The organism is Ornithinibacter aureus, assembly GCF_009858245.1.
GTDB lineage: Bacteria > Actinomycetota > Actinomycetes > Actinomycetales > Dermatophilaceae > Fodinibacter > Fodinibacter aureus.
This window is the reverse complement of the sequence record NZ_VMSB01000001.1, coordinates 2,402,302-2,426,128: the sequence shown is the minus strand read 5'-3', so window position 1 is coordinate 2,426,128 and position 23,827 is coordinate 2,402,302. Positions and strand designations below refer to the sequence as shown.

The following is a 23,827-nucleotide window of genomic DNA, read 5'->3' as shown; positions in this document are numbered from 1 at the left end:
ACACTGGCCGGGCGAGCGACCCTCAGTCGTCGGTGAGCGTCAGCTGCAGACCACCGACGAGCGCGCTGGAGACGTTGTAGAGGAACGCCGCCAGGGTCGCGATTGCCGTGATGACGATGACGTCGATGACCGCGATGACGATCGACAGCGACAGCACCCGCCCGAGGCCGACGAAGTCGAGGATGTCGAAGCGCTGGTTGCGGTCCTGCACGATCTCGCCGACGACCCCGTTGACCTGGTCGAAGACGCCCATGCCGGCCAGGATCGTCCACAGCACGAACACCATGACGACCATCGCGATCCCGAGCGCCACCGACAGCAGGAACGACACCTTCATCGCCGACCACGGGTCGACACGCGACACCGTGAGGCGCACGCGACGTGCGGATGCCGGTCGCGGAGCGGGCGTGGTCGTCACCGTCGAGATGTTAGCGGACGCCCCCGTGACGGCCTCGTTATTGCTCACTCACTGCCTCCTGTTGAGTCCCCGTCCGAGTCCGAATCCGAGTCCGTGCTCGACGGTACGGCATCCTCGTCGACCTCGCGCTCGGGGTTGCGGGCCACGGCGACGATCGAGTCACCCCGGCCGGCCTTGGCGAACTGCACGCCCATGGTGTTGCGGCCGGTGAGGCGCACCTCGTCGACCCGCGAACGGACGATGTTGCCCTTCTCGAAGATCACGAGCACCTCGTCGTCCTCCTCGACGGTGAGGGCCCCGACGAGGTCGCCGCCCTTGTCGCTGAGCTTGGCGACGGCCACCCCGAGGATGGCGCGGCCCTTGACGTTCCACTCCGAGGCCTTCGAGCGCTTGGCCAGGCCCGACTCGAACACGACGAACACATCGGGGTCGGTGCCGGCCTCGACGACCGACATCGACAGCAACGAGTCGTCGCCGCGGAACTTCATGCCGGTGACGCCGGAGGTGGCGCGGCCCATCGGGCGCAGCGTGGCGTCGTCGGCGTGGAAGCGCACCGACTGGCCCTTGCGGGAGACGAGCAGCAGGTCGTCGGTGGCCTCGGCCAGGCCGGCCCCGACCAGCTCGTCACCATCACGCAGGTTGACCGCAATCAACCCACCGCTGCGCGGGCTGTCGTACTCACCGAGGCGGGTCTTCTTGACCAGCCCGCTCTTCGTGGCCAGCACGAGGTAGGCCCCGCTGGAGTAGTCGCGCACCGCCAGCACCTGGGCGATCTTCTCCCCGGGCTGGAAGGCCATGACGTTGGCGACGTGCTGACCCTTGCTGTCACGACCGGCATCCGGCAGTTCGTACGCCTTGGCGCGGTAGACGCGGCCGAGGTTGGTGAAGAACAGCAGCCAGTGGTGCGAGGTCGTCGTGAAGAAGTGGTCGACCATGTCCTCGCCGCGCAGCGACGCCCCGCGAACACCCTTGCCGCCGCGCCGCTGCGAGCGGTACGCGTCGACCCGGGTGCGCTTGGCGTAGCCACCGCGGGTGATCGTCACGACGACGTCCTCCTCGGGGATCAGGTCCTCCATCGACATGTCCCCGTCGAACGGCAGCACCTGGGTGCGCCGGTCGTCCCCGAAGCGCCGCACGATCTCGGCGAGCTCCTCGGAGATGATGTCGCGCTGGCGACCGGGCTTGGCGAGGATGTCGGTGTAGTCGAGGATCATCGCCTCGAGCTCGTCGTGGTCGTCGATGATCTTCTGGCGCTCCAGCGCCGCGAGGCGGCGAAGCTGCATGTCCAGGATCGCCTGGGCCTGGATCTCATCGATGGTGAGCAGCTCCATGAGACCGGTGCGGGCGGCATCCACCGTCGGCGAGCGCCGGATCAGCGCGATGACCTCGTCGAGCGCGTCGAGCGCCTTCAGCAGCCCGCGCAGGATGTGGATGCGCTCCTCGGCCTTGCGCAGCCGGTAGGCCGTGCGGCGCTGGATGACGTCGATCTGGTGCTCGACCCAGTGCCGGATGAACGCGTCGATCGGCAGCGTGCGCGGCACCCCGTCGACGAGCGCCAGCATGTTCGCGCCGAAGTTCGTCTGCAGCTGGGTGTGCTTGTAGAGGTTGTTCAGCACGACCTTGGCGACGGCGTCGCGCTTGAGCACGATGACCAGGCGCTGACCGGTGCGGCCCGAGGTCTCGTCGCGGATGTCGGCGATCCCGGACAGGCGCCCGTCCTTGACGTGCTCGGCGATCTTCTGCGCGAGGCTGTCGGGGTTGACCTGGTAGGGCAGCTCGGTGATGACCAGGCACTGCCGGCCCTGGATCTCCTCGACCTGCACGACCGCGCGCATGATGATCGAACCGCGGCCCGTGCGGTAGGCGTCCTCGATGCCCCGGGTGCCCATGATGAGAGCGCCGGTGGGGAAGTCGGGGCCCTTGATCTCGGTCATGACCGCGGCGAGGGTCTCCTCGCGGGTGGCGTCGGGGTGGGCGAGCACCCACTCGGCGGCAGCGGCGACCTCGCGCAGGTTGTGCGGCGGGATGTTCGTCGCCATGCCGACGGCGATGCCGGAGCTTCCGTTGACGAGCAGGTTCGGGAAGCGGCTGGGCAGCACGACCGGCTCGAGGGTCTTGCCGTCGTAGTTGGGGCGGAACTCGACGGTGTCCTCGTCGATGTCGCGCACCATCTCCATGGCCAGCGGAGCCATGCGGCACTCGGTGTACCGCGGGGCGGCGGCCGGGTCGTCACCGGGGGAGCCGAAGTTGCCCTGGCCCTGCACCAGCGGGTAGCGCATGCTCCAGTCCTGCACGAGGCGTACGAGGGCGTCGTAGATCGAGGCGTCACCGTGCGGGTGGTACTGCCCCATGACCTCGCCGACGACGCGGCTGCACTTGTTGAAGCCGCGGTCGGGACGGTAGCCACCGTCGTACATCGCGTAGACGACACGGCGGTGCACGGGCTTGAGGCCATCACGCACGTCGGGTAGCGCGCGGCTGACGATGACGCTCATGGCGTACTCGATGTAGCTGCGCTGCATCTCGGTGTTGAGGTCGATCGGCTCCGTGCGGTCGGAGTCGATCGGGGGCTGCTCAGTCATCGTGTTCCTTCGTGCTGGTGGTGCTTCGCACCGGAAGGTTCATGTTCGCCGGGGTTACGTTCCGGGGCGACGGTGAACCTTTCGGCATCGGGCGGGAAAGTTCAGGGGTTCAGATGTCGAGGAAGCGGACGTCGCGCGCGTTGCGCTGGATGAACCCGCGGCGGGACTCGACGTCCTCACCCATGAGGATCGAGAAGATCTCGTCGGCCGCCGCGGCGTCGTCGAGGGTGACCTGGAGCAGCACCCGCTCGGCCGGGTCCATCGTGGTCTCCCACAGCTCCTGGTAGTCCATCTCACCCAGACCCTTGTACCGCTGGATCGGGTTGTCCTTGGGCAGGCGCCAGCCCTTGCTCTGACCGTCGGCGATCATCGCGTCGCGCTCGCGGTCGGTGAACGCGAACTGGTGCGGGGCGTTGCTCCACTTCAGGCGGAACAGCGGCGGCTGCGCGAGGTAGACGTAGCCGGCCTCGATGAGCGGCTTCATGAACCGGAACAGCAGGGTCAGCAGCAGCGTGCGGATGTGCATGCCGTCGACGTCGGCATCGGCCATCAGCACGATCTTGTGGTACCTGGCCTTCTCGATGTCGAAGTCCTCACCGATGCCGGTGCCGAACGCCGAGATCAGGGCCTGGACCTCCTGGTTGCCCAGGGCCTTGTCGAGCCGGGCCCGCTCGACGTTGAGGATCTTGCCGCGGATCGGCAGGATCGCCTGGTTGTGCGGGTTGCGCCCGCGCACTGCCGACCCACCGGCCGAGTCACCCTCGACGATGAACACCTCGGAGACGGCCGGGTCCTTGGCCTGGCAGTCGCGCAGCTTTCCCGGCAGACCACCGCTCTCCAGCACCCGCTTGCGGGTGGCCTCGCGCGCCTTGCGCGCAGCCAGGCGTGCGGCCGAGGCCTGGATCGCCTTGCGGACGATCTCGCGGCCCTCGTTCGGGTGGCTGTCCAGCCAGGCCCCGAACTCGTCGGTCATGGCCCGCTGCACGAAGCCCTTGACCTCGGAGTTGCCGAGCTTGGTCTTGGTCTGCCCCTCGAACTGCGGCTCGCCGAGCTTGACCGAGATGACCGCGGTCAGCCCCTCGCGCACGTCGTCACCGGTGAGGTTGTCGTCCTTGTCCTTGAGCTGGTTCTGCTTGCGCGCGAAGTCGTTGACGAGCTTGGTCATCGCCGCGCGGAAGCCCTCCTCGTGGGTGCCGCCCTCGTGCGTGTTGATCGTGTTCGCGTAGGTGTGCACCGACTCGGAGTACGAGGTGGTCCACTGCATGGCGAGCTCGAGCGAGAGGCTGCGCTCGACGTCCTCGACCTCGATCGAGATGACGTCGTCGTGCACCTTCTCGGTCTTCTTCGACGACACGAGGTGGTTGACGTAGTCGACCAGGCCGTTCTCGTAGCGGTAGGACACCGAGCGTGCGGTGGTCTGCTTGACCTCCCCACCCGCCGCGGCATCCTCGTCGTCCTGCACGAGCGCGATGTCGGCGTCGACGCCGTCGAGGTCGGGCTCACCGTCGGCGGATGCCGTGGCCACCACGCGCTCGTCGACCAGATTGATCGTCAGGCCCTTGTTGAGGAAGGCCATCTGCTGGAAGCGGGCGCGGATCGTCTCGTAGTCGTAGGTGACCGTCTCGAAGATCTCGGGGTTGGCCCAGTAGGTGATGGTGGTGCCGGTGCGGTCGGTCTGCTCCATCATCTCCAGCGGCGCGACGGGCACACCGTGGTCGAACGACATCCGGAACGCGTGCCCCTTCTGGCGCACGCACACGTCGAGGCGGGTCGACAGCGCGTTGACGACGGAGGAGCCCACACCGTGCAGACCACCGGAGACCTTGTACCCGCCGCCGCCGAACTTGCCGCCGGCGTGCAGCTGGGTGAGCACGAGCTCGACGGCGCTGACGCCCTCGGTCGGGTGCATGTCGGTGGGGATGCCGCGCCCGTTGTCCTTGACGCGCACGGCGCCGTTCTCCATGAGCGTGACGTCGATGGTGTCGGCGTACCCGGCCAGGGCCTCATCGACCGCGTTGTCGACGATCTCCCACACGAGGTGGTGCAGGCCGCGCTCGCCGGTGGAGCCGATGTACATGCCGGGGCGCTTGCGCACCGCCTCCAGGCCCTCGAGCACGGTGATCGAGCCGGCGTCGTATGACTCGCCGTTCGAGGTCGGGGCCTCGCTCTGCTCCGTCACCTCAGTCGGATCGGTCGGCTCGGTGCCCTCAGGGGTGCTCTCTGACTGCTGGTCCGCCACGGGTCTCCATTCATCGGCTGGCCCCGTCGGAGACGCCCGGCGGGACACATGGCGCGCGCCCAAGGGCGTCAGACGCCTTGGGCGCGAAATCAGCCTCCAGTCTACCGCCCGAGAGCGACACAGGATGCCTCAGAGAGGCCCGTGGAGGCACTTTTCCCGCGAAAAGGGGGGCTGTCTCGACCCCCGACACGCAACCGGACCCCCTGAGGCCGCTGAACCGCCTTCATCGGATGCCGTCCGCGCCCCTTTCGCGGGCGCCGTCACCGGCGCGGCTGTAGGGTTCTCGGCATGAGGGGATCACTGCGCGTTCTGGTGTCCGGGTCGGCTGCTGCTCTGGTGGGGCTGGGGGCGCTGACCGGTTGTTCTGGTGGCGACACCCCGGCACAGGAGTCGGGGACGACGACCAGCTCGACGTCGCCGGCGGGGGAGGCGACGGCATCCGCATCGCCGTCGGCCGCCGGGGCGGTCGAGCTTCCCGCCGACTCACGCTGGGTGACCGCGACCGAGTCCGGGTTGCGCTTCGCCGTCCCTGACGACTGGACATCGATCGATGCCGAGAAGGTGCTCGCGGGTGAGAGCAACCCCACCGTCGACCAGATGCTCAAGGCGATGGGCGTCACGCAGGAGCAGTTCGCCCAGGGCCTGAAGGGCATGGACCTCATGGTGATCGGCCCGGTGGACGGCAACTTCGCCCCGAACGTCAACGTCCTGCCGAACGTGCTGTCCGAGTTGCCGCCCGCGGCCAAGCTGGCCTCCGAGCTCAGCTCGGTCGGCGCGACGCCCGGCACCCCGAGCGACGAGACCACCCCCCTCGGGCCGGCCATCCTCGTGCCGTACTCGCTGACGAACGGCCAGTTGGACATCAAGGGGCGCTCGATCGTGGTCGGTGGTCCCAACGGCTTCGTCACCATCTCCGTGTCGCACGTCGACGAGACGGCCGCGGATGCCGTGGCGGACACCCTGCTCTCCACGCTCAGCGCCGCCTGAGCAATGGTGGGCTTGCGCTCCACCTGAGCAGGGAACGCTCGCTGCGGCCCTTGAGATGCCCCGAGGTGCCAGTGCCCGAAGGCCTCGGTCAGCGGTCGGGGAGGTAGACCTGCACGGAGCCGACGGGGTCGAACCCGGCGCTCAGCAGCGCCCGCAGGCTCGGCACGTTCGCGGGTGACACGCACGCCACGACCGGCTCGTCGAACGGCACCAGGCCCCTGGCGGCAGCGGCCAGCACCGTGCCCAGGCCCTGACCGCGGCGGTTCGGCCCCACCTGAAGACTCATTTCCGCGAGGCCGCCGAGCCCGACCCCGAGGGTCAGCACCGACTCGTCGTCACCCTCGAAGCCGTACACCCGCACGTCGCTGCGGATCGGCACCGCGTGGCGCACCCGCGGGTGGTCGATGAGGTCCGGGCGCGGCACGACGCGCGGGTCCGGCGACCCGGTGCCCGAGGCGAGCAGCACGGCATCCAACACGTCGACCCACCCGGTCGGGCCTGCGAGGCGGGTCATCACGCGCGGGTCGTGCGCCTGGCCGAAGCCGTCGACCCCGAGGGCCTCGAGGTCGGCGTCGCTGACGTCGTCGGGCGCGGTGATCATGGCGCGCCCGGTCACCGCGACGACGGCGTGCGCCCGCGGGTGCCACGGCGCGACGCGCTGCCACGACCCGTCGACGTCGTCGCGTGGGCCGCGCCAGGCATGCACGAGCAGGTCGGCGACCGGATGCCGGGGCGCACCGTTCGTGCTCAGCGCGGGCTCCCGGCAGTGTCGGGGGTGGCAGCACGGGCGGCGCGGGCGGTGACGGCGGCCTCGAGGTGTTTGCGCACGGCATCCGGGATCGGAACCGGGCGACGCGTCTCGCGGTCGACGTAGACCTGCGCCCACAGGCCGTGCGCGGCGATCTCGTCGACCCCGGGGGAGAAGACCCCGAACTCGAAGACGACGCTGGTGGTGCCGATCCGCTTGGCGCGCACCCCGACGTCGAGCGTGGTCGGGAAGGCGACCTCGCGGTAGTAGCGGCAGCTCGTCTCGGCGACGACCCCGAGGGTGGGCGCGACCATCTCGTCGATGCCGGTCTCCTCCTGCATCCACCCGTTGAGGACGCTGTCGAACAGCTCGAGGTAGACCGCATTGTTGAGGTGGCCGAACATGTCGTTGTCCGACCAGCGGGTGGGCACGGGGCGCACGGCGTCGAAGTCGGTGCGGCGCAGGGTGCGCGGGTCGGGCTCGCTCATGGCGCCGATCGTATGCCGGGTGGTCGGGGTGGTCAGTCGGCCGCGTCAGTCGCTGGCGTCAGTCGGCGGCCAGGGTGCGCTCGAGCAGGGTGCGCACCTCGTCGGTGAGGTGCGGCTCGGGCAGCTCGACGTCGATCGGCGGGGCGTCGCACCGCACGCCGTAGCAGAAGCTGTCGGGCATCCGGGAGCCGCCGGAGGCCCGGCCCGCGAGCGCCGGCAGGTGGTCATCGGCCAGGAGGGACCGCCAGGCCTTGGCATCAGCCTGCGGCAGCTCACCGAGGGTGACCGTGCGCTCCACGGTGCGACCCGCGAATCCTCCGGTGCGACGGACGTTGACCTGCGTGCCCGAGGTCGGCTTCTTCGGCGCGGGCTCCGCCGGGCTGGACGGTGTGGCGGGGGAGCCCTGGCCGCCCCCGGACGGTGAGGGGTCCGCGTCAGGCTGGGCGACGGCATCCGCGAGACCGACCGCGACCCAGCCCGCGCGCACGGCGGCGACCACCTCGGACCCAGCCCCGTGGCGGGCTGTGGCGGCCTTGACCGTGAGCGCGGCGAAGGTCTCGAAGTCGCAGTCGGCGCTGATGTCGCCGGTGATGGTGTCGAACCAGACCTGTCCGGCGGCCTCCCAGGCGTTGCCGCCGAGCGTGGTCGCGACGACGTGGAAAGCCTTGTTCGGGATGCCGGAGTTGATGTGGACGCCGCCGTTGTCGTCCTGGGTGTCGACGTAGTCGCGCATGTGGCCCGGCTGCGGGTCGCGTCCCAGGCGCGGGTCGTCGTAGGCGGTGCCGGGGGCGGCCATCGAGCGGATCGCGACACCCTTGACGTCGGGGCCGAGCAGGTCGGCGCCGATGAGCCAGTCGGCCTGGTCGGTGCTCTGACCGAGCAGGCGCTGCTTGACGAGCACCCCGAAGACGTCGGAGACCGACTCGTTGAGGGCACCGGACTGGTCCTGGTAGTTCAGGCCCGAGGTGAACTGGGTGACGCCGTGCGCGAGCTCGTGGCCGATGACGTCGAGGCTGCGGGTGAAGGGCAGGAAGACCACGCCGTCACCGTCGCCGAAGACCATCTGGGTGCCGTCCCAGAAGGCGTTGTCGTAGTCGCGGCTGAAGTGCACCGTGGCGATGAGGGGCAGGCCGCGGCCGTCGAGGGAGTTGCGGCCGTAGGTGTCCTGCCAGAGGTCCCAGGTGGCGCCGAGCCCGTCGTAGGCCTCACGGACCTCACGGTCACCGGTGTCGGCGTCGCCCTCGCTGCGCACGAGGGTGCCGGGAAGGGTGGTGCCCCGCTCGGCGTCGTGGATGGCTCGCTGCGGCGCGTCGGCGGTGCCGCGCGCCGGGCGCGGCGGTCGCTTCTTGCGCCTGGGTGCGGCGCTCGAGGGGCGCAGCTCGATGCCGCGGGCCTCGCGCAGCTCGGCATCGACGTCGAGCGTGGCCTGGGCGTGCGCGGCGACGTGCGGGTCGTCCGAGGAGGCCAGCGCCTCGAGGAGGTACGGCGGCACGATCGTGCACACCGGCGGGTGCGGCGGCTGCGGCGGTGCCGACGCCTGGGCGGGCGCGGAGAACGGGCGGTCGGTCGGAGGCGATGCCTGGGGAGGTACGGACAGCGGCGGGTGGGACGGCGACGGGTGCTGAGCGGACGGCATACGGCCAGCCTGCCCCGACCCACCGACAGCCGCGACCCGAAGGAGCGTCCCGACATCGTCCAATAGGTCACTCCAGGTACGCCGGCCCGGTCGGGGCGCGTACCTCCGGTGACCTATTGGTCGATCTGGGTACGGGCCGTGCCTCCGGGGCGTACCCCGACTGACCTATTGGTCGATGTGGGTACGGGCTGGGTCAGCCGCGGTCGATCTGCATCACGACGGCCTTGGGCTCGGTGAAGAACTCCCGCGAGAAGTTGCCACCCTCGCGCCCGACACCCGAGTCGCCGACGCCTCCGAACGGCGTGCGCAGGTCGCGGATGAAGAAGCAGTTCACCCACACCGTGCCGGCCCGCAGCTTCGAGGCCACCCGGTGCGCCCGCGACAGGTTCTCGGTGAAGAGCATCGCGTTGAGCCCGTACCGGGTGTCGTTGGCGAGGTGCACGACCTCCTCCTCGGTGTCGAAGGAGTTGACGACGCACACCGGGCCGAAGATCTCCTCGCAGTAGGGAGCGGCATCCAGGGCGAGTCCGTCGATGATCGTCGGGCGCACCACCCAGGTGCCGTCCTCGGCGACCCCGCCGGTGCGGATCGTGCCACCGAGCTCACGGGCCGACTCCACGTACGAGGCGACCTTGTCGAAGTGCCGCTTGCTCGCCAGCGACGAGAACGTCGTCGCCGGGTCGAACGGGTCGCCGATGGTCAGTGCCTCGGCCGCCGTGACGAACCGCTCCATGAACGACTCGTACAGCGAGGAGTGCACGAACAGCCGCGACCCCGCGAGGCAGATCTGCCCGGCGTTGCGGAAGATCGCCTCGACCGCCCAGTGGATGGCGTTGTCGATGTCGGCGTCCTCGAAGACGATGTTCGCGCCCTTGCCGCCCAGCTCGAGCGACACCGGCGCCAGGTGCGTCGCCGCCGACGCCATGACGTACCTGCCCGTCGTCGAGGACCCGGTGAAGGTCACCCGGTCGACCCGGTCGTCACCGGTGAGCGTCGCCCCGGCGGGTGCCCCGAAGCCGTTGACGACGTTGAGCACGCCGGGCGGGAAGCCGGCCTCGACGGCCAGGCGCCCGAGCAGCGTCACCGACGCCGGCGTGTCCTCCGACGGCTTGATGATGCAGGTATTGCCCCACGCGATCGCCGGCGCGATCTTCCACGACGCCATCATCAGCGGGAAGTTCCACGGGCTGATCGCCGCGACGACCCCGGCCGGGCCGAACTCGCTGTACGTGTGGTGGCCCGAGTCCATCGGGTAGACCTCGCCGACGGCGTCGCGCTGGTGGTCGGCGAAGAACCGGAAGTTCCACACCGAGCGCGCCACGTCGTGCTTGGCCTGCTCGAACGGCTTGGCCATGTTCGTGGAGTCCATCCGCGCGAGGTCGTCGGCGCGCTCCTCCATGAGGTCTGCCAGCCGGTGGATGGCCTTGGCCCGCTCGGCCCGGCCCATCCGCGGCCACGGACCCTCGTCGAAGGCGCGCCGCGCACTCTCGATGGCACGCTCGGCATCCTTCTCCGACGCCTCGGCCGCCTGGGCCCACACCTCCCGCGTCCACGGGTTCCAGACGTCGAAGCGCTTGCCGTCGATCGACTCGACCTCCTCGTTGTCGATGATGTGGCCGAAGAACTGGAGCTCGCTCATGGGTTCACCTTCTGCGGTGGGGGTGTGTTGGGTGGGAACAGCGGTGCGGATGCCGGGGGCCGGCTCAGGTGCCCGCGCGCGGGTCGGGTGCCCCGCGGCGTTCGGCGATGGTGACGTCACCGGCACCCCAGTGCGTCGGAGGTACCTCGCGGATGACGACCCGGATGCTGTCGACCGGGGCGTCGACCGCCTCTGCGGCGGCGTGGGTGAGGGCGGAGATGAGGGTGCGGATCTGCACCGGCGTGCGACCTTCGGCCAGGGTCACCTCGATGAGCGGCATGGCGATCAGCCTTCCCCGCCGTTGAGGAACACCGAACCGAGGTTGGTGAAGTGCAGGGCGGTGCTCGACCCGGGAGGTGCGAACACGGCATCCGTCATGCCGCCGGTGAGGACGATCCAGCCCGCCTCGATGGCGTGGCCGCGACGGGCGAGGTCGTTCGCGGCGAGCGCGAGCGCCTCCCCGGGGTGGCCCTGCACGGCGGCGCCGGTCGCCGAGTCGACGACGACACCGTCGACCTCGACGAGCACCGCCTCGAGGGCGAGGTCGACCTCGCTCGGGGGGAGGCCGATCGGGCCGGTGACGAAGGCACCGGAGGAGGCGTTGTCGGCGGCGACGTCACCGGCGGTGAAGCGGAAGTTGCTGTAGCGGCTGTCGATGACCTCGGCGCCGCCCCACACCGACTCAACCGCGCTCATCGCCTGGGCACACGTGATGCCCGGGCCCTCGAGGCGCTCGCCCATGACGAAGACGATCTCGGGCTCGATGCGCGGGTGGATGAGCTTTCCCTGGGGCACCGGGTCGCCGACCGGCAGCACCATCGCGTCGGTCAGCCACGCGACGAACGGGAAGTGCACACCCATCCGCTGCTGCTTGGCCCGGCTCGTCAGGCCCAGCTTGACGCCGATGAGCTTCTCGCCGCGCTCGAGGCGCTTGGCGAGGTTGAGGTCCTGGATCGCATAGCCGGTGTCGAGGTCGAGCCCCGGCCACTCGTCGGTGAACGGCTCGCGCTCGCGGCGCTCGTCCTCGCAGCGCAGGAGCTCGGCGGCGACGGACTCGACGTCCCACCCACCTTCCGGGGCCGCGCCCACGCCGGATGCCGTGCTGGCCACGTCGGATGCCGTGTGGTCACCCATCAGCGCACCCCCATCCCGGCGAGGTCCCCGAGCTCGACGAGCTGGTTCTTCTCCTCGGCGAGCTGGAGCGCGATGTCGATGATCATGTCCTCCTGGCCGCCGACGTAGCCGTACTCGCCGACCTTCTGGAGGATCTCGTGGGCGGGCACCTCGTAGCGGGCGGCGGCCCGCTCGGCGTGCAGCAGGAACGAGGAGTACACCCCGGCGTAGCCCTGGGTGATCGAGGCGCGGTCCATCCACGGCAGGCGGGGAATGAACGGCTTGACGACGTCGTCCGCGGCCGAGAGCACCTCACCGAGGTCGACCCCGGTGCGGATGCCCATCCGCTCGAAGGTCGCGGCGAGCACCTCGGTGGGGCTGTTGCCGGCCCCGGCGCCGAGGGCGCACAGCGCACCGTCGATCTGCTTGGCACCAGCCAGGTAGGCGAGCACCGAGTTGGCGATGCCCAGGCTGAGGTTCTGGTGGCCGTGGAAACCGACCTGCGCCTGCGGGCCGATCTCGTCGATGACGGCCTGGATGCGCTCCTGGGCGTCGGTGAGGACGAGAGCACCCGCGGAGTCGACGACGTAGACGCACTGGGCCCCGGCATCCACCATGATCCGGGCCTGCTCGGCGAGCTTCGCGGGCGAGGCCTTGTGGCTGAGCATGAGGAAGCCGACGGTCTCCATGCCGAGCGCGCGGGCCGCGGCGAAGTGCTGGAGCGAGACGTCGGCCTCGGTGCAGTGGGTCGCGATGCGGGCGACCGAGGCACCGGCGGCGTGCGCCTTCTTCAGCTCGTGCACGGTGCCGAGGCCGGGCAGCATGAGGATGGCGATCTTGGCCTGGGTGGCCTCCTCGACGGCGGCGGCGATGAGCTTCATCTCGTCGACCTTGGAGAAGCCGTAGTTGAAGCTCGAGCCGCCGAGGCCGTCGCCGTGGCTGACCTCGATCACCTCGACACCGGCCTTGTCGAGGGCGTGCACGACACCGCGCACCTGCTCCTCGGTGAACTGGTGCTGCATGGCGTGCGAACCGTCGCGCAGCGTGGAGTCGGTGATCCGCAGGTCGCGCAGCCCGCCCCCGGTGGGGGTGTGGGTGAGGACGTCGGTCTCGGTGACCTCGGTCGTGACGACGGGGGCGTCCTCGGGGCGGATGGTCATGTCACCCATGTCAGGCTCCTGCCTTCTGGGCGCCGGCGCCTGCGCCGACGAGGGGGTCGGTGGGGCCGGGCAGCTCGCCGAGGTCGCTCGACGACTTCCAGGTCGAGGCGACACCGAGGCGGTGGGCGACCATGATGTCGCCGACCCGCGCGGCGGCCGCGGTGATGATGTCGAGGTTGCCGGCGTAGTCGGGCAGGTAGTCGCCGCGGCCCTTGACCTCGATCGGCACGAACACCCGGGCCATGCCCTGCCAGAGGTCGCGGGCGTGGTCGAACTGGGGGTCTGCGCGCAGGGCGTAGCCGGGAACGTAGTCCTGCACCTGGGCGACCATCGCGTGGATCGACTCGAGGATGGCGTCCAGGAGCGGGCCCGGCTCGCCGGCCTCGGCGGGGATGGCGCAGAAGACCGAGTTGCGCATCATCAGCGGCGGCTCGACGGGGTTGAGGATGATGATCGCCTTGCCGCGGTCGGCGCCGCCGACGACCTCGAGGGCCGCCGAGGTGGTCTCGGTGAACTCGTCGATGTTGGCTCGGGTGCCCGGGCCGGCGGACTTGCTCGAGATGCTCGCGACGATCTCGGCGTAGGGGACTGGCACGACCGAGGAGACGGCCTTGACCATCGGGGTCGTGGCCTGCCCGCCGCAGGTGATCATGTTGACGTTCATCGCGTCGACGTTGAAGTCGAGGTTGACCGGGGGGCACAGGTACGGGCCGACGGCTGCGGGGGTCAGGTCGACGGCGAGGATGCCGGCCTCGGCGTAGCGCGGGGCGTTCGCCTCGTGCGCCTTGGCGGAGGTGCACTCGAAGACGATGTCGGGAAGCTCGTCCTGGGCGAGCAGCCAGTCGACGCCCTCGTGGCTGGCCTCGAGGCCGAGCGACGTCGCGCGACGCAGACCGTCGGATGCCGGGTCGACCCCGATCATCCAGCGCGGGTCGAGCACGTCGCTGCGGCGCATGAGCTTGAACATCAGGTCGGTGCCGATGTTGCCGGGCCCGACGATGGCGGCGGTGCCCTTGGTCCTCGCAGGGGTGGACATGGTGCTCCTTCGGCGATCGGGGTGGTTCAGACGAACCGGGCGGTGACGCTGCCGAGCCCGGCGAACGTCGCGGTGAAGGTGTCGCCGACAGCGACGGGGGCCATGGCGCACACGGCCCCGGGAAGGACGACGTGGCCCGCCTCGAGGGTGATGCCGCGGGCGCCGACGGTGTTGGCGAGCCAGACCAGGGAGTTCAGCGGCGAGCCGAGCACGGCCCCGCCCGCCCCGGTGCCGACGACCTGGCCGTTGCGGTGGAAGGTCGCCCCCGCAAGGCGAAGGTCCACGGCATCCACGGCGGTGGGGGTGGAGCCGAGCACGACGGCACCCGAGCTCGCGTTGTCGGCGATGGTGTCGAGCAGTCCGATCGTCCAGTCGCGGATGCGGCTGTCGACGATCTCGAGGGCCGGCAGGACGAAGTCGACGGCGCGCAGGGCCTCGTGGGCCGTGACGCCGGGGCCCTTGAGCGGCTTCTTGAGCACGAAGGCGATCTCGGGCTCGACCCGCGGCTGGAGGAAGGTGCCCACCGGGATCGGCATGTGCTCGAGGTGGAAGAAGTCGTCGAGCAGGTGGCCGTAGTCGGGCTCGGTGACCCCGAGCAGCCGCTGCATCGCTGCGCTCGTCAGGCCGACCTTGTGACCCTGCACGGTGCGCCCGGCGGCCAGGCGCTGCTCGATCTGGAGCAGCTGGATGGCGTAGGAGTCCTCGAGGGTCATACCCTCGTAGGTCGAGGTGAGCGGCTCGAGCGGCTCCCGGGACTCGTAGGCCGCGAGCAGCCGACCGGCCACCAGCGTGCGGGTCTCGTGGTCCACGGGGTTCCTCTCGGGTGGGGCCTGGCAGTCGATGGCGACGCTCTGCTGCTGACGGTGATGACGCTACGGATGCCGCGAGCGCCGCGCCCCCGACGTTCCGCTCCCGGGAACGCGCACGGCATCCGGGCCCCTGGAGTCGAGGGGTCGAGACATGCCGGGCTCGCGCCCGGATCCCGGGCATGTCTTGACTCCTCGACTGGGCTGCAGCGCGGCCAGCCGGCGGATCAGGCCGGTCCAGCTGTTCAGGCGGTGTGCGCGCGGGCGATGCGACGGCTCGCGGCGACGAGCACGGGGACGAAGCGGTCGACCTTCGGCTCGATGGCCTCGGTCGGGCCGAACACGGAGATCGACGCGATGGCCTCGCGGTGCACGATGACGGGCACCGCCACCGAGGACGCCCCGTCGAAGGACTCGCTGTGTGACACCGCGTAGCCGACCTTGCGCACCGACTCCAGGCAGCGGTCCCAGTCGGCCTCGGTGCGCACCGTGCGGCTGACCCGAGGGGGGAACCCGGCGCGGCGACGCGCGGCATCCGCCCCGGTGTTCCAGGCGGCGATCGCCTTGCCGCTGCTCGTCGTGTGGGCGGGCAGCCGGCGCCCGAAGTGCCCGAGGATGCGCACCCCGTCGCTGTTCTCGATGCGCTCGACGAAGACGATGTCCGGGCCGTCGGGCACCGAGAGGTTCACGGTGAGCCCCGTCGCAGCCGCGACCTGGCGCAGGATCGGCAGGGCCGCGTGGCGCAACTGGTTGCGGGCCAGGGCCAGCTCGCCGAGCTCGTAGATGTGGATGCCGAGGCGGTACTGACCCGAGTGGGTGTCCTGCTCGACGAACCCGCGGCTGGCCAGGGTCTGCAGCAGCCGGTGCGCCGTCGACTTCGCGACCCCGAGGCGGCGGGCGATGTCGGAGACCCCCAGCTCGCCGTCGGTCGCGAAGCACTCGAGCACGTCGAGGGCGCTGCCCACGGACTTCAGCGCGGAGCCGTGGGCGTCGACGGCCTGGGAACGCTTGGGGGTCGTGGCGCACCACGCCTGGTCCTGAGCAACGATCGACATGCCTTGGGCTCCTTTGCCGAGTGGGCCGATGCGATGACACTGCGGCCCGGCGCATGGTTCGATCAACGAATGCGTTCCACTGAGCGGAACGAGCCCCCGGTGTCGTTGCTCGCACGCGCCGCCGCGATCGTCGGGGCGTTCGACGACCGTGACCCCGTGCTGTCCCTCGCCGAGCTGTCGCGGCGCACCGGGCTGCCCAAGTCGAGCGTGCACCGGATCGTCGCCGAACTCGTGGCCCTGCGGGTGCTCGAGCGCCAGGACGCCGGCCCGTCCGGGGAGGGCTACCGGCTCGGGATGTGGCTGTTCGAACGTGGCGAGCTCGTGCCGACGCACCGCACGCTGTCCGAGGCGGCCCTGCCGATCATGGAGGACCTTCGCGAGGTGACCCGCCAGCGCATCCACCTCGCGGTGCTCGAGGGAGTCGACGTCGTCTACGTCGAGATCCTGGGGTCGAGCGGTGCCGACGTGGCCTCACGCACGGGCGGTCGCTTCCCCGCGCACGCGACCGGGGTGGGGAAGGCGATCCTCGCGTACAGCCCGGCCGCGACCGTGCGGGCCCGCATCGATGCCGGGCTGCCGCGGCTGACCCCGCGCACGATCACCACCCCCGGGGGCTTGACCCGGGAGCTGCGCAAGATCCGCTCGGTGGGCATGGCCATGGACCTCGAGGAGTCGCACGTCGGGGTGTCGTGCGTGGCCGCCCCCGTGTTCGGCGCCGACCGCAGGGTCCGCGCCGGTCTGTCGGTGACCGGCCCGACGAAGGCCGTCGACCCGGGAACCCTCGGACCGGCGGTGCGCACCGCGGCGTTCACCCTGAGCCGCGTCCTGCGCGAGTCCGGCCTCTGACGGCATCCGGATGCCGTGACCTCGCCGTGGGTGCGGACGTGGTCGCCAGAGCGACCACGTCCGCACTCTCGGCCAGGATCTCAGCGCTTGATGAGGGGGGAGCGGACGGCGCCCGACTCCTTGTCGCCCTCGTTGAAGAAGTCCTCGCGGTGGATGTCGCGCGGGAAGAGCCGCTTGGACATCAACGTCTTCAGCGCGGCCTCGACCATCGGCGGAGGGCCGCACAGGTACCCCGAGGACCCCGACAACGTCGGGTGGTCGGCAGCGATGACGTCGGTCACCATGCCGAAGCCGTATGCCGTGGCGTCACTTCCGCAGTCGGCCTGCGTCTCCTCGGACAGGCACGGTCGGTAGGTGAACCGATCGGGGTGCTGCGCCGCCAGTGCCTGGAAGTACTCCACGTCGTAGAGCCACTCCCTGCTCCGACCGCCCTGGTAGAGGGTGAGGTGACCGGCATACGCGTCGTTCTCCAGCGCATGCCGGATCATCGACTTCAGGGGCGCCAGGCCCGTGCCGCCCCCGACGAGGATGGCCGGGCGGTCGTCATCGATCTTGAGCACGAAGCGACCGTAGGGCCCCGAGACGCTCACGGCATCCCCGACCGACAGGCCACCGAACACCCAGCCGTCGGTGCCCCGGCCTCCGGGCACGTTGCGCACGTGGAACTCCAGCCGTCGGGTCTCGGTGGGCGGTGAGGCGATCGACCAGGTGCGGTCCACGACCGGGAGCCCGTCCCGAGCCGGCACCGAGAACTTCAGGTACTGCCCGGCGTTGAACGCGATGTCGCGGTCGAGCTCGACGACGAGGCGCCGGGTCTGCAGCGCGATCTCCTCGAGGGCCACGACGGTGCCGGTGAAGTCCTGCACCGGGTGCACGGGCACGCTCTCGTCGACGTCGATGTCGGCCTCGATCACCACGTCGGAGCGCGGGCAGGCCACGCACGGCAGCAGCTTGCCCTCGTCGCGCTCGTAGTCCATGAGCGCGAACGAGCTCGCCGCACCGTGGTCGACCTCGCCGTCGACGACATCGGCCTTGCACGTCGCGCAGGTGCCGTGGGTGCACGAGTGCGGCAACCAGACCCCGGCGCGCAGGCAGGCGTCGAGGATCGACTGGTCCTCCCGGCACTGCACCTCGCGGCCGAGCGGCTCGACGGTGATCGTGTGGGTCTGGGTCATGGCTGCTCACTCACTCGATTGCTCCTGACTCGATGACGTCGTCGGATCTGCCGACAGCTGTCTCCGACTTCGTGCGACCTACCTGCGGTTCTTGGCCATCTCGGGCCGGAGGCCGTGGTCACATCGCACGAAGTCGGAGAACCAGTGCGCGACGCGGGTCAGGCGACGACGCGCATCCCGATGACGTCCTTGTGCTCGACGCCGATCTCCTCGAGGGTCTGGTCATCGCGCGGCGTGAACTGCTCGCCGTGCAGGGTCCACACCCGCTGCGCCGCCGGATCGAAGTCCGGGTCCTCCTCGGCGTAGGGCACGACGAGCCCGTTCCAGAAGTCACCCCAGGTCATCGCCTTGGGGGCCCGGAAGCACGCCGCGGCGCAGAACCACATGTTGCCCTGGAACCACAGGTGCACGAGCTGGTCGTCGCCGTACAGCTCCTGGCGGGAGCGGGACGGGAAGTCGTACGTGCCGATGCTCTTGACGGCCATGGTGATCAGCCCTCCGATCCGATGTTGGAGTGGTCCGCGGCGTCGTGCCACTTCTGCCAGTTCCTGTCGTCGACCGAGCCCTTGTACTCGCCGCCGTCGCCGTCCTGGATGCCGTACCAGGTCAGCACGTCGGGCACCGTCGGCCCGCCGCAGTTGCCCTGGTAGATCTGGTGCACCGGCAGCCACGCCTGCACGTACTTCTCGGGCTCGCGCTCGAAGATCCACTGGCACCCGTCGGAGCAGGTCTGGAACTTCTCGCCGTTGTAGACCGACTCGCGCTGGCACAGCGTCGTCGGGTCGCCGGGCTCGGTGAAGAGCATCGGCACCTGGCAGACCTGGCACAGCTGGGGCAGACCGCGCGCGAAGTGCCGCCCGCCGGCCTCGATGTTCTTGGCCTCCTTGTCCCACAGCGGCTTGTAGAGCTGGTCGAACGTCTCGGTGTAGTTCTCCGAGAGCCACTTCTGCGCGCCCGCGTCGGGCACGGTCGTCGTGAAGGCCGCCGCGTGCGAGAACTGGTAGAGGGTCCAGTACACCTGGTGGGAGAGGATCTCCTTCTCGGCGATGGCGTCGTCCACGTGCATGGGCGGGCGGATGCCGTAGAACGCCAGGTCCTGGAACAGGCCACCGAGCATCTGCTCCTCGAAGTAGAGCTCGAAGGCCTCCTTCCAGCTCATGACCTTGCGCGGCAGCATGTAGTCGAGCATCTGGGCGACCAGGGCGGTGACCCGGTAGCCGCGCCAGAACCACTTGTCGATCCACGCCTGGACGATCGGCACGTTGGCCTCGTCCTGCTCGAGCAGGAACTTGATCGCCTCGAGGCCCAAGGTCATGTGCCGCGACTCGTCGGACTGCGCCGAGAAGCCGAAGGTCATCGTCGGCAGGTCGCCGTTGAACGAGGCACCCGACATGAAGGGTACGAACAGCAGGTTGGTCAGCAGGTACTCGAAGGAGAAGCCGATGGCGATGAGGAACTCGAACGGCCCGGCCGACAGGGCGTCGTCGAAGAACGACTTCGGCACCGACAGGTACCAGACCCGGTCGTACTGCTCGAGGTAGTTGTGGAAACCGCCGTAGTACTTGTTGTAGTTGCTGAGCGTGTGGATCTCGGTCTGCGTGTGCCGCATCTCGTCGATCGACTGGCACAGGGCTGCGAACCGCGGGCCGGGACCGTCGAGGTGACGCGCGAGGTAGGCGAAGTTGCGGTGGGCCGCGTACTCCAGCGGCGTCACACCCTGGATGAAGAGCTTCATCGCGTTGAGGTAGGAGGCCTCGGTCAGGGAGAGGTGACCCTGGCTCTGGGCGAACCCGTCGAGCACGGCATACAGGCGCTTGTCCTTCTCGGCCTGGTACTTGGTGTACGAGTCGACGGTGAGGCGGAACGGGTCCTCCCACTTGCTCCAGTCGTGGATCTTGATGCCCTCGAACTCGGTGTGGGGAAAGACGTCCGAACGCTCGACGTAGGAGGGCTCCCAGTCGAGGTCTCGGGTCAGCGCCTCATAGCGCTGCTTCATCGTCAGCCTGCGCGGGGCCTTGGGGGCGATCGTCATGTCAGCCAGCCTTTCTCAGTGGTCCCAGGCGATGACGATCTCGTCGTCATCCCATTCCTTGATGTGCCCGAAGTAGCTCACGATGGCGAGCTGGAACTCGTGGGTCTCCCACTCGCGGCCGAGGCGTTCCTCGACCGACTCGCGGGTGACGACGAGGCGACCGGGTGCGGTGATCCGCACGAGCCCCGGCATGTGCTGAACCGTGCAGCCGTCGTTCGTGGCCTCGATGGCCTCGACGACCGAGCGGTTGGCCTCGCTCTCCTGGATGTCCACACCGACGGTGCGGGTGGAGGCGGTGGTGCTCATCGTGTCCTCCTTCCGGGGTCAGGCGGTCAGCGCCGCGACCGTGTCACGGACGGTGGTGGCGGTGGCCTCGACGTGGGCGGCAGCACCGGCACCGACGAGCTCGTCGGCACGGGCGGCGAGCGGGGCGATGGCTGCACGTGCGGCTGCGAGCGCCTCGGTCGTGGTGGCCACGAGGAGCGCCTTGTTCGCAGCACCCGTCTCGGGGTCGGCCACCCATGCCTTGTACAGGGCGTCGACCCACTTGCGCTGGTCGGTGAACCACGACGCCTGGTGCTGGGCGAACAGGCTGTACGACCCGGCGCCGGCGTCGATGGCGGCATCGTCGAGGTGACCGAAGAACAGCCCGTAGACGAGCCGGTCGAGGACGTCGAGGCGGATGAGGGCCTTGCCCCAGTCCTTCTCGAGGAAGAGCTCCTCCATGCAGCGGCGCAGCCCCTGCAGCGGGGCGTCCTCGACCCATCGGGTCTTGGCCTCACCGAGCAGTGCGGCGGTGCCCCCGTCGAGGGCGATCCCGATCCGGCTGACGGCCTGGGCGTTGCCGATCCGGTCGAAAGCCGCATAGGCGGCGCACTGGGTGATGGTCGTGCCGAAGCCGAAGCGCGCGATGTCGCACGAGACCATCTGGGCGCCCGACTCGTAGTGACGCAGCGGCACGAGGAGCTCACCCATGAGCGCGGACCAGGCGTCCGGCATCCGGGAGAGGAGGTCGCGCTTGTCGAGGTAGTCGAGCGTGGAGGCCACCGCATCCGCCATCGCCGCCCGGGAGGTGACGTACGGGGCGTAGTAGTACTGGCGCGGGTCCGTGAACGAGTACGGGTCGGTGAGCCGGAACGCGCTGAACGCCTCGTCGTAGATGTCGTGGGCGGGGTCCCACAGCGGCCGGTAGTGAAAGTTCTCCTTCGGCTGGATGCCGATGGAGCCCTCCTCGTAGCGGGATGCCGGGCGGTCGCCGTAGCGCTCGACGAGGTGGGTGAACGTCTTTCGTGGCGGCTCGATGACCTGGGTTCGGAGCTCGTACTGCACGGTGCCTCCTCGGGGCGGGTCCTGCGGATCGGTGTGACGAGGTGGTCGAAGGTGGTCGGCTGCCGCGAGTGGGGCGGTCGCCGGTGGGCTTCCCGGGCCGGTGGCTGGTGCGGCGGGTCAGCGAACGTGGGGGTGGGTGACGCCCGACTCCACGAGCAGGCGCACGATGAGGTCGGGCAGGGCGTCGGGCCCGTCGAGCTCGTGGGGCAGCTCGGACTCGAAGCCGTCGCCGACAAGACGCCCGTATGCCGCGCCGTCCTCGAACGTCGTCGACACGCGGGCCGCTCGCCCGGCATGGGTCACGCTGAAGGCCAGCTCGTGCGGGAGGGTCTCGTCGACGAGCTGGAGCCGGTCGTCGGCCTGGCCGAGGATGGCGTTGGCCTCGCTGACGAGCTGCTCGGCGAGCGAGCGGATGGCGACCTGGCGGTCGGCTCCGGTGCCGGTGGCGATCCGCTGGCTGATCCGGGTCTCGGGCATCGGGGCGAGCTCGTCGAGCTCGGGAAGCTGGTCCTGCGGGGTGCCGACGATCTCGGCGACCCGGAGCATGAACGGGGTCATGGGGTGTCCTCTCCGTGCGTGAGTGCGGCGGCGACGGCATCCGCGCCAGCCGTGGCGACCTGCTTGTCCTGCTCGGCCGAGCCGCCGGAAGCGCCGACCGCCCCGACGAGCGCACCGTCGACGAGCACGGGGACCCCGCCGCCGAAGGCGGCGACCCGGCCACGCTGGGCGATGCCCTCGCGCACGGCATCCTCGGAGGAGATCGCCTCGTAGAACTCGTCGGTGGGGATGCCGTTGAAGCCGGCCACGGTCCACGCCTTGTCCTGCGCGATGGCGCCGGAGATGGCGAAGGCGCCGTCCATCCGTGCGAAGGCGAGCAAGCCGCCGGTGCTGTCGGACACCGCGATGTTGAAGGCCCCGCCGATCTCGCCGGCCCGCACCAGGGCCGCGTCGAGCGCGACCCGGGCCCCGGCATACGTGAGGTCGTGGTGGGTGCGGACCAACATCGGTGCTCTCCTTCGGCGCGAACGATCTTGGGTGTGCGGGCGAGGGCGTGCGGGCAGGGGCGATCGCGGTGACGGCGGCCGGTTCGTGGGCCGCCGTCACCGTGACGACGGGGTCGATCAGGTCAGGACAGAGGTGAATGCGTCGTTGAGCTCGCGGGCGTGGTAGAACACGCCCTTGCCCAGCGCGTCGGGGGTCCAGACGTGCATCGGGCGGTCCGGGTAGGCCAGGTAGCCGCCGGAGAACACCTCGTTGCGGTTTCCCGAGGGGTCGAAGAAGTAGACGGTCTGGCCGCGGGTGATGCCGTGCCGGGTCGGGCCGATGTCGATCGGCACGTCGTCCATGGAGAACAGGTCCGCGGCGCGGCCGACCTCGGTCCAGTCGGCGAGGCGGAAGGCGAAGTGGTGCAGCTTGCCCTGCGGGCCGGCGAGCACGGCGAGCTGGTGGATCTGGATGGAGTTCGTCATCCAGGTCGCGATGATGTCGGCGTCGTCGTCGAGGCTGGTCTGCACCCGCTCGGTGGCGTAGAAGCCGAAGACGTCGCTGAGGAAACGGTCCATCATCCCGGGGTCCTCGGCCGTGATGAGCGAGTGGTCCAGCGCCGGGACCCCGACACCGACGAGGTGGCGGGGGAAGGCGTCAGGGTTGTGCGTGCCGACCTCGGTGCCGATGAGGGTGGCCTCGTGGTAGATCTCGAAGACGTGGTCGGAGGGGGTGGTGAACCGGATGCCGTCCCCGATCTCGGGGTTCTCGCCCTTGCTCATCCGCTCGACGGTGACGCCGAAGGTCTGGGCCTTCTTCTCGATCTCGTCGATGTCGGAGGAGTACTGCACCTTCCAGCCGTACTTGACCAGGCCGACGCCGCCCTCCTCGAGGACGACCGAGTGGTGGTCCCACTCGTCCCAGGCCTTGTAGTAGACCTTGTTGCCCTCGGAGAGAGTTTCGTACAGGCCCATCGTGTTGGCGTAGTGGTCCTTGGCCTCGGCCAGGTCGGTGACGCGGACGTGGGCGTAGCCCAACCTCATGACTGCCATTACTGCTCCTTGGGGGTGGTGCCGGCCATCAGGCGCGCGGCTGCGTTGGCCTCGGCGCGCTGCCGGGCCTTGTCGTTGATCATGTGCAGGAAGGTGTTGACGAGACGGACGTTCTCGCCCCGCAGCTCGATCGTGATGTCGGTGTCGGGCACGGCCCGGCACGTCAGGCAGGTGCCGTCGAGGTGTTCGTCCTCGGTGAGCACCGTGTCGGCGACGGGGTGGTCGTAGCGGAACTGACCCGAGCGGCAGTCGACCTTGCAGATCGCGCAGCCGCCGCGACGGCATCCCACCGTGTACGCGAAACCCGCCTTGTACAGACCGCTGAGCACGGTCTCTCCGGGCTCGAGGTAGATGACCTCGCCCGTGGGGTGGATCGTCACGGTCGGCACTGCCGCTCCCTTGCGCTCAGTGGTGGCGACGCCATGTCGCTCACATTGAGAGTCGCGGGGTGCGGGGGGTGGAACCACCCACGTTCCGTGGAGAGGAACGTCAGCACCCCGCC

General features: G+C 69.9%; 24 protein-coding genes. 2 read left to right on the top strand and 22 right to left on the bottom strand.

From position 1 onward, the window contains the following. Positions 1-22: 22 nt before the first annotated feature. The 3 genes from C8E84_RS11540 to gyrB all read right to left on the bottom strand — a co-directional run bounded on the left by C8E84_RS11540 (position 23) and on the right by gyrB (position 5,179). Positions 23-466: a DUF3566 domain-containing protein gene (locus C8E84_RS11540; RefSeq protein ID WP_159902283.1), complete on the bottom strand. Its 444-nt coding sequence runs from the start codon at positions 464-466 to the stop codon at positions 23-25. After that, complete coding sequence (gene gyrA / locus C8E84_RS11535) at positions 463-3,000, bottom strand: DNA gyrase subunit A (RefSeq protein WP_159902281.1); 2,538 nt, start codon at positions 2,998-3,000, stop codon at positions 463-465. Before gyrA ends, C8E84_RS11540 begins: the two co-directional genes overlap by 4 nt. 109 nt (positions 3,001-3,109) lie before the next feature. After that, complete coding sequence (gyrB, locus tag C8E84_RS11530) at positions 3,110-5,179, bottom strand: DNA topoisomerase (ATP-hydrolyzing) subunit B (RefSeq protein ID WP_211675509.1); 2,070 nt, start codon at positions 5,177-5,179, stop codon at positions 3,110-3,112. 348 nt (positions 5,180-5,527) lie between these two features. Between gyrB and C8E84_RS11525 the strand changes: the two genes are divergently transcribed. Then, entirely contained in the window at positions 5,528-6,226 is a 699-nt protein-coding gene (locus tag C8E84_RS11525) for a hypothetical protein (RefSeq protein WP_159902277.1), read from the top strand. 88 nt (positions 6,227-6,314) lie between these two features. Here C8E84_RS11525 and C8E84_RS11520 read toward each other — a convergent pair whose 3' ends face one another. The 10 genes from C8E84_RS11520 to C8E84_RS11475 all read right to left on the bottom strand — a co-directional run bounded on the left by C8E84_RS11520 (position 6,315) and on the right by C8E84_RS11475 (position 15,907). Beyond that, positions 6,315-6,932 (bottom strand): GNAT family N-acetyltransferase, encoded by a 618-nt coding sequence (locus tag C8E84_RS11520; RefSeq protein ID WP_159902276.1) that lies wholly within the window; start codon positions 6,930-6,932, stop codon positions 6,315-6,317. Positions 6,933-6,973: 41 nt separating this feature from the next. After that, complete coding sequence (locus C8E84_RS11515; protein WP_159902275.1) at positions 6,974-7,462, bottom strand: acyl-CoA thioesterase; 489 nt, start codon at positions 7,460-7,462, stop codon at positions 6,974-6,976. 58 nt (positions 7,463-7,520) lie between these two features. Further along, positions 7,521-9,098 carry a protealysin inhibitor emfourin gene (locus tag C8E84_RS11510; protein WP_159902274.1) on the bottom strand — a complete coding sequence of 526 codons (1,578 nt, stop codon included), beginning with the start codon at positions 9,096-9,098 and terminating at the stop codon, positions 7,521-7,523. 193 nt (positions 9,099-9,291) lie between these two features. Then, on the bottom strand, positions 9,292-10,737 hold the full coding sequence (locus tag C8E84_RS11505) for an aldehyde dehydrogenase (RefSeq protein WP_159902273.1): 1,446 nt from the start codon (positions 10,735-10,737) through the stop codon (positions 9,292-9,294). A 64-nt stretch (positions 10,738-10,801) separates the two neighbouring features. Continuing rightward, positions 10,802-11,017 carry a tautomerase family protein gene (locus tag C8E84_RS11500; protein ID WP_159902272.1) on the bottom strand — a complete coding sequence of 72 codons (216 nt, stop codon included), beginning with the start codon at positions 11,015-11,017 and terminating at the stop codon, positions 10,802-10,804. Between the two features lie 5 nt (positions 11,018-11,022). After that, on the bottom strand, positions 11,023-11,871 hold the full coding sequence (locus tag C8E84_RS11495) for a 2-keto-4-pentenoate hydratase (protein WP_211675507.1): 849 nt from the start codon (positions 11,869-11,871) through the stop codon (positions 11,023-11,025). Further along, the gene (gene dmpG / locus C8E84_RS11490; protein WP_159902270.1) at positions 11,871-13,019 is read right to left on the bottom strand and encodes a 4-hydroxy-2-oxovalerate aldolase; all 1,149 of its coding nucleotides are present in this window, start codon (positions 13,017-13,019) and stop codon (positions 11,871-11,873) included. The genes C8E84_RS11495 and dmpG overlap by 1 nt, the downstream gene beginning before the upstream one ends. Before the next feature lies 1 nt (position 13,020). After that, complete coding sequence (locus C8E84_RS11485) at positions 13,021-14,046, bottom strand: acetaldehyde dehydrogenase (acetylating) (protein ID WP_159902268.1); 1,026 nt, start codon at positions 14,044-14,046, stop codon at positions 13,021-13,023. 26 nt (positions 14,047-14,072) lie between these two features. After that, positions 14,073-14,855 (bottom strand): 2-keto-4-pentenoate hydratase, encoded by a 783-nt coding sequence (locus C8E84_RS11480; protein ID WP_246196904.1) that lies wholly within the window; start codon positions 14,853-14,855, stop codon positions 14,073-14,075. Positions 14,856-15,097: 242 nt separating this feature from the next. Continuing rightward, positions 15,098-15,907 carry an IclR family transcriptional regulator gene (locus tag C8E84_RS11475; protein WP_159902267.1) on the bottom strand — a complete coding sequence of 270 codons (810 nt, stop codon included), beginning with the start codon at positions 15,905-15,907 and terminating at the stop codon, positions 15,098-15,100. 99 nt (positions 15,908-16,006) lie between these two features. Here C8E84_RS11475 and C8E84_RS11470 point away from each other — a divergent pair, with 99 nt between their 5' ends. Next, on the top strand, positions 16,007-16,753 hold the full coding sequence (locus tag C8E84_RS11470; RefSeq protein ID WP_211675505.1) for an IclR family transcriptional regulator: 747 nt from the start codon (positions 16,007-16,009) through the stop codon (positions 16,751-16,753). A gap of 80 nt (positions 16,754-16,833) precedes the next feature. On the opposite strand, the gene C8E84_RS11465 is transcribed toward C8E84_RS11470, so the two are convergent. The 9 genes from C8E84_RS11465 to C8E84_RS11425 all read right to left on the bottom strand — a co-directional run bounded on the left by C8E84_RS11465 (position 16,834) and on the right by C8E84_RS11425 (position 23,714). Continuing rightward, complete coding sequence (locus tag C8E84_RS11465; protein WP_159902263.1) at positions 16,834-17,928, bottom strand: NADH:ubiquinone reductase (Na(+)-transporting) subunit F; 1,095 nt, start codon at positions 17,926-17,928, stop codon at positions 16,834-16,836. 158 nt (positions 17,929-18,086) lie between these two features. Continuing rightward, entirely contained in the window at positions 18,087-18,413 is a 327-nt protein-coding gene (locus tag C8E84_RS11460; protein ID WP_159902261.1) for a phenol hydroxylase subunit P4, read from the bottom strand. 5 nt (positions 18,414-18,418) lie between these two features. Continuing rightward, a complete protein-coding gene (locus C8E84_RS11455; RefSeq protein WP_159902259.1) occupies positions 18,419-19,960 on the bottom strand; it encodes a YHS domain-containing protein in 1,542 nt (513 codons plus the stop codon). A gap of 15 nt (positions 19,961-19,975) precedes the next feature. Then, positions 19,976-20,266, bottom strand: a complete 291-nt coding sequence (locus C8E84_RS11450; RefSeq protein WP_159902257.1) for an MmoB/DmpM family protein — start codon at positions 20,264-20,266, stop codon at positions 19,976-19,978. An 18-nt stretch (positions 20,267-20,284) separates the two neighbouring features. Then, entirely contained in the window at positions 20,285-21,289 is a 1,005-nt protein-coding gene (locus tag C8E84_RS11445) for a ferritin family protein (RefSeq protein WP_159902255.1), read from the bottom strand. A 117-nt stretch (positions 21,290-21,406) separates the two neighbouring features. Next, positions 21,407-21,847 carry a hypothetical protein gene (locus C8E84_RS11440; protein ID WP_159902253.1) on the bottom strand — a complete coding sequence of 147 codons (441 nt, stop codon included), beginning with the start codon at positions 21,845-21,847 and terminating at the stop codon, positions 21,407-21,409. After that, positions 21,844-22,293 carry a GlcG/HbpS family heme-binding protein gene (locus C8E84_RS11435; RefSeq protein WP_159902251.1) on the bottom strand — a complete coding sequence of 150 codons (450 nt, stop codon included), beginning with the start codon at positions 22,291-22,293 and terminating at the stop codon, positions 21,844-21,846. Before C8E84_RS11435 ends, C8E84_RS11440 begins: the two co-directional genes overlap by 4 nt. Positions 22,294-22,410: 117 nt before the next feature. Next, positions 22,411-23,325, bottom strand: coding sequence for a catechol 2,3-dioxygenase (locus tag C8E84_RS11430; protein ID WP_159902249.1), 915 nt, complete (start codon positions 23,323-23,325; stop codon positions 22,411-22,413). Next, complete coding sequence (locus C8E84_RS11425) at positions 23,325-23,714, bottom strand: 2Fe-2S iron-sulfur cluster-binding protein (protein WP_159902247.1); 390 nt, start codon at positions 23,712-23,714, stop codon at positions 23,325-23,327. Before C8E84_RS11425 ends, C8E84_RS11430 begins: the two co-directional genes overlap by 1 nt. Positions 23,715-23,827 lie beyond the last annotated feature (113 nt).

Bases quoted from the DNA above. Each gene is read 5' to 3' on its own strand.
- gyrA (WP_159902281.1), bottom strand. From the start codon at position 3,000: ATGACTGAGCAGCCCCCGATCGACTCCGACCGCACGGAGCCGATCGAC.
- C8E84_RS11525 (WP_159902277.1), top strand. From the start codon at position 5,528: ATGAGGGGATCACTGCGCGTTCTGGTGTCCGGGTCGGCTGCTGCTCTG.
- C8E84_RS11515 (WP_159902275.1), bottom strand. From the start codon at position 7,462: ATGAGCGAGCCCGACCCGCGCACCCTGCGCCGCACCGACTTCGACGCC.
- C8E84_RS11510 (WP_159902274.1), bottom strand. From the start codon at position 9,098: ATGCCGTCCGCTCAGCACCCGTCGCCGTCCCACCCGCCGCTGTCCGTA.
- C8E84_RS11505 (WP_159902273.1), bottom strand. From the start codon at position 10,737: ATGAGCGAGCTCCAGTTCTTCGGCCACATCATCGACAACGAGGAGGTC.
- C8E84_RS11500 (WP_159902272.1), bottom strand. From the start codon at position 11,017: ATGCCGCTCATCGAGGTGACCCTGGCCGAAGGTCGCACGCCGGTGCAG.
- C8E84_RS11495 (WP_211675507.1), bottom strand. From the start codon at position 11,871: ATGGGTGACCACACGGCATCCGACGTGGCCAGCACGGCATCCGGCGTG.
- dmpG (WP_159902270.1), bottom strand. From the start codon at position 13,019: ATGGGTGACATGACCATCCGCCCCGAGGACGCCCCCGTCGTCACGACC.
- C8E84_RS11485 (WP_159902268.1), bottom strand. From the start codon at position 14,046: ATGTCCACCCCTGCGAGGACCAAGGGCACCGCCGCCATCGTCGGGCCC.
- C8E84_RS11475 (WP_159902267.1), bottom strand. From the start codon at position 15,907: ATGTCGATCGTTGCTCAGGACCAGGCGTGGTGCGCCACGACCCCCAAG.
- C8E84_RS11465 (WP_159902263.1), bottom strand. From the start codon at position 17,928: ATGACCCAGACCCACACGATCACCGTCGAGCCGCTCGGCCGCGAGGTG.
- C8E84_RS11460 (WP_159902261.1), bottom strand. From the start codon at position 18,413: ATGGCCGTCAAGAGCATCGGCACGTACGACTTCCCGTCCCGCTCCCGC.
- C8E84_RS11455 (WP_159902259.1), bottom strand. From the start codon at position 19,960: ATGACGATCGCCCCCAAGGCCCCGCGCAGGCTGACGATGAAGCAGCGC.
- C8E84_RS11450 (WP_159902257.1), bottom strand. From the start codon at position 20,266: ATGAGCACCACCGCCTCCACCCGCACCGTCGGTGTGGACATCCAGGAG.
- C8E84_RS11440 (WP_159902253.1), bottom strand. From the start codon at position 21,847: ATGACCCCGTTCATGCTCCGGGTCGCCGAGATCGTCGGCACCCCGCAG.
- C8E84_RS11435 (WP_159902251.1), bottom strand. From the start codon at position 22,293: ATGTTGGTCCGCACCCACCACGACCTCACGTATGCCGGGGCCCGGGTC.
- C8E84_RS11430 (WP_159902249.1), bottom strand. From the start codon at position 23,325: ATGGCAGTCATGAGGTTGGGCTACGCCCACGTCCGCGTCACCGACCTG.